Below are 4,041 nucleotides of genomic sequence, written 5' to 3'. Positions count from 1 at the left end.
TCGGACCGGGTGGTGGTGGGTGAGGCGCTGCCGGCGGGTCGGGTGGCGTTCGTGTTCCCGGGTCAGGGTGCGCAGTGGCAGGGCATGGCGGTGGAGTTGCTGGAGTCGGCCCCGGTGTTCGCCGACCGCATGCGCGACTGCGCCGAGGCACTCTCGCCGTATGTGGACTGGTCGTTGCACGACGTGGTCCGCGGCGTGCAGGGTGCCCCGGGGTTGGACCGGGTGGACGTGGTGCAGCCGGTGCTGTTCGCCGTGATGGTGTCGTTGGCGGCCCTGTGGGAGTCCTACGGCGTGCACCCGGACGGGGTCGTGGGCCACTCGCAGGGGGAGATCGCCGCCGCCTGCGTCGCCGGCGCCTTGTCGTTGGACGACGCGGCACGGGTCGTCGCCGTCCGCAGCCGACTCCTGCTCGACCACACCACCGGCAACGGCGGCGCCATGATGTCGGTGGCCGAACCGGCCGACGAGGTCCGACACCGGTTGGGCCGGTGGCCGGACTCCCTGTGGATCGCGGCCGAGAACGGTCCGTCCGCCACCACCGTCACCGGGACGCGCGACGCCCTGGGTGAACTCGCCGCCGAGTGCGAGTCGGAGAACGTGTGGACGCGGACGATCCCGGTGGACTACGCCTCCCACTCCCCCCACGTCGAGTCGCTGCGCCAGGACCTGCTGGACTCCCTGGCCGCGATCACCCCCCAACCGGCCTCGACGCCGTTCCACACCACCGTGAACAGCGACGGCGACACCGCGATCGACACCACGAAGCTGGACGCGGAGTACTGGTACCGGAACCTGCGCGAGCCGGTGCACCTGCACCAAGCCGTCCGCACGATGCTCGATGCCGGCTACACGACGTTCATCGAGGTCAGCCCCCACCCCGTGCTGAACCTCCCGCTGGAGCAGACCGCCGAGGCACACGGCCGGGCGCGCGTCGTCCCCACGCTGCGGCGCGACGCGGGCAGCCTCACGGACTTCCTCGCCGGCGTCGCCCGCGCCCACTCCGCGGGCACTCCGGTGGACTTGGCCTCGCTGTTCGGTGAGCGTGTCCCCCAGCAGGTCGACCTGCCCGGGTACGCGTTCGAGCACGAGCGGTTCTGGATCGAGCCGAGTCGGCCGTCGCGCCCCGCGGCGGCGGGGATGGCCGCGGCCGGACACCCGCTGCTGGCTGGTTCGATCCTGGTGGCGGGCGGGAGCGGCGGACGGCTGTTCACCGGCGAGTGGTCCCTGTCCGACCACCCGTGGATGGCCGATCACGCCGTCTTCGGGCACGTCGTGGTGGCCGGCGCGGCGCTGGCCGAACTCGCGGCCTGGGTCGGTGAGCGGGTCGGCCGCCCGGTCGTGCGGGAACTGACGCTGCACGCGCCGCTGATCCTGTCCGACGACTCCCCCGTCACCCTCCAGGTCTGGGTCGGCAAGCCGGACGGCGACTGCGAGCTCACCATCCACTCACGGGTCGGCGACGCCGAGGACGAGTGGGTGCAGCACGCCTCCGGCACCCTCACCGCCCACGGGGAACCGGCCGGCTTCGCCTGGCTGCCCGAGGGCGCGGTGCCGGTGCCGGTGGACGGCCTGTACGACGCCCTGGCGGAACGCGGGTTCGGGTACGGGCCGGCGTTCCGCGGTCTGCGGGCCGCCTGGCGCCACGACGGTGAGCTGTACGCCGAGGTCGAGCCGACGTCCAGCACCGGCTTCGCCGTCCACCCGGCCACGATCGACGCCGCGTTCCACGCCGTCCTCACCGACACCAGCGACGACGTGGTCCTCCCGTTCGCCTGGTCGGGGGTGTGGCTGCGGCCGGGCGGCCCCGACTCGGGGATGCTGCGCGTGCGGCTGACCCCGCTCGAAGGTGAGGGCGTCGGCGTCGGGATGGTCGCCGTCGACACCGGAGGTCGGCCGGTCATGTCCGTGACGGCGCTGACCGGGCGGCCGGTGTCCCGTCAGCAGCTCGAAGCGTCCCGCACCGCCGTCGAGCCCCTGTACGCCGTCGAGTGGGTCGACGCCGGTGTGCCGACCAGCGCGCCGTCCACCATCGCCGTCCTCGGCTCGACCACCGTCTCCGGTCCGGACATCCGCCAGTACCACGACCTCGCGGCGTTGCTGTCCGATGTGGACAGCGGTGCGACGGTGCCGGAGTGGGTCGTGCTGCCTGTGGTTCCTCCAGCCGCCGGAGAAGTCCCCGACCGGGTCCGGGACAACACCGGTCGGGTGCTGGCCGTGCTGCAGGACTGGTTGGCGCACGACCAGCTCGTCCACACCCGGCTGGCGGTCCTCACGTCCGGCGCGGTCGCCCTCGACGGGGAGGCGCCCGACATCGCGGTGTCGCCGGTGTGGGGGCTGGTGCGCAGTGCCCAGAGCGAGAACCCGGACCGGTTCGCCCTCCTCGACGTCGGTGCGCCCACCGGCCAAGACCTGCGGGCGGCGCTCGCCCTGGCGGCGAGCGAGCCGCAGATCGCCGTGCGCGACGGCCGGCTGCGGGTTCCGCGCCTCACCCGGTCGTCGGCGCAAGCGGGCACGGCGGCGCTGACACCGGAAGGAACGGTGCTGGTCACCGGCGGTACCAGCGGCATCGGCGCCGTGGTCGCCCGTCACCTGGTCGTCGAGCACGGCGTGCGGCACCTGCTGCTCACCAGCCGTCGAGGTCCTGCCGCACCTGGGGTCGATCAGCTGGTCGAAGACCTGACCGGCCTGGGTGCCCACGTCGAGGTGCGCGCCTGCGACGTGGCCGACCGTGACCAGCTCGCCGCCCTCCTCGACGGCATCCCCGCCGAGCACCCGCTGCGGGGAGTCGTCCACAGCGCGGCCGTCCTGCGCGACGCCACCGTGCCCGGTCTCACCGAGTCGCACCTGCACGACGTGCTCGCCGCCAAGGCCGACGCCGCCTGGCACCTGCACGAACTCACCGAACACCTGCCGCTCACCGCGTTCGTGCTGTTCTCCTCGATCTCGGGCACGTTGGGCGGGCCGGGGCAGGGCAACTACGCCGCAGCCAACACGTTCCTCGACGCCCTGGCCCACCACCGGCACGCCCAAGGCCTCCCCGCCACGTCGCTCGCGTGGGGCTACTGGCAGCACACCACCGAACTCACCGGGCAGCTGACCGAGACCGACACCGCACGGCTGGCGGCCCAGGGCATCCGACCCCTGCCGACCGCCACCGCACTGCGTCACTTCGACATCACCCTGGCCGCCGCCGGTCCCCACTACTGCCCCACGTCACTGGCGACGGCCGGCCTCACCCGGGCCACCACACCGCCGATCCTGCACGGACTGCTGCCGGCCACCGCGAGCGGCAAGACCGACGCGGACCGGACGACCACGCCGAACGCGCTGCGGGAGCACCTGGCCGGGCTGTCCGGGCAGCAACGGCACCACCACCTGCAACAGCACGTCCTCGCCACGATCGCGGGCGTGCTCGGGCACAAGAGCCCGGCGGGGGTGCAGGCCACCACGACGTTCAAGAACCTCGGGTTCGACTCGCTGTCGGCGGTCCAGTTGCGCAACCAGCTCAGCCGGGGCACCGGGCTCACGCTCCCGCCCACCCTGGTGTTCGACCACCCGACGCCCCAAGCGCTCACCGCCCACCTGCTCGACCTGCTCCACCCCGGCCAACCCGCCGACTCCGTGGAGGACGACGCCGAGCTGTCGGAGATCGACGCCATGTCCGCCGAGGCACTCGTCAGCAAAGCCCTCCAGGGCGACTAGTGGTGTGAGGGAGTGTCTTCGGAGATGGCTGTGTCGACCGAGCGGGTTGTCGAGGCCCTGCGCGCTTCGATGAAGGAGAACACCCGCCTGCGGCAGGAGCGGCAGCGGCTGATCGAGGGCGCGCACGAGCCGATCGCGGTGGTGGGGTTGTCGTGTCGGTTCCCTGGTGGGGTGTCCTCTGCGGAGGAGTTGTGGGGGTTGGTGTCGTCGGGGGTGGATGCGGTTTCGGGGTTCCCGTCGGATCGTGGTTGGGATCTGGGGAGTCTGTTCGATGAGGATCCGGATCGTGCGGGGCGGAGTTACGCGCGGTCGGGTGGGTTCCTGTCGGATGTGGCGGGG

At 72.7% G+C, this 4,041-nt stretch carries 2 protein-coding genes; both read left to right on the top strand.

All coding sequences use genetic code 11. From position 1 onward, the window contains the following. On the top strand, positions 1 to 3,702 hold a 3,702-nt coding region (locus tag OQ02_RS38955), incomplete at its 5' end, for an SDR family NAD(P)-dependent oxidoreductase (protein ID WP_033443712.1). A gap of 24 nt (positions 3,703 to 3,726) precedes the next feature. Beyond that, on the top strand, positions 3,727 to 4,041 hold a 315-nt coding region (locus OQ02_RS38950), incomplete at its 3' end, for a beta-ketoacyl synthase N-terminal-like domain-containing protein (protein WP_033443711.1).

The sequence above is a fragment of the Saccharothrix sp. NRRL B-16314 genome, assembly GCF_000716595.1.
GTDB lineage: Bacteria > Actinomycetota > Actinomycetes > Mycobacteriales > Pseudonocardiaceae > Actinosynnema.
This window is presented reverse-complemented; position numbering and strand designations above follow the sequence as displayed.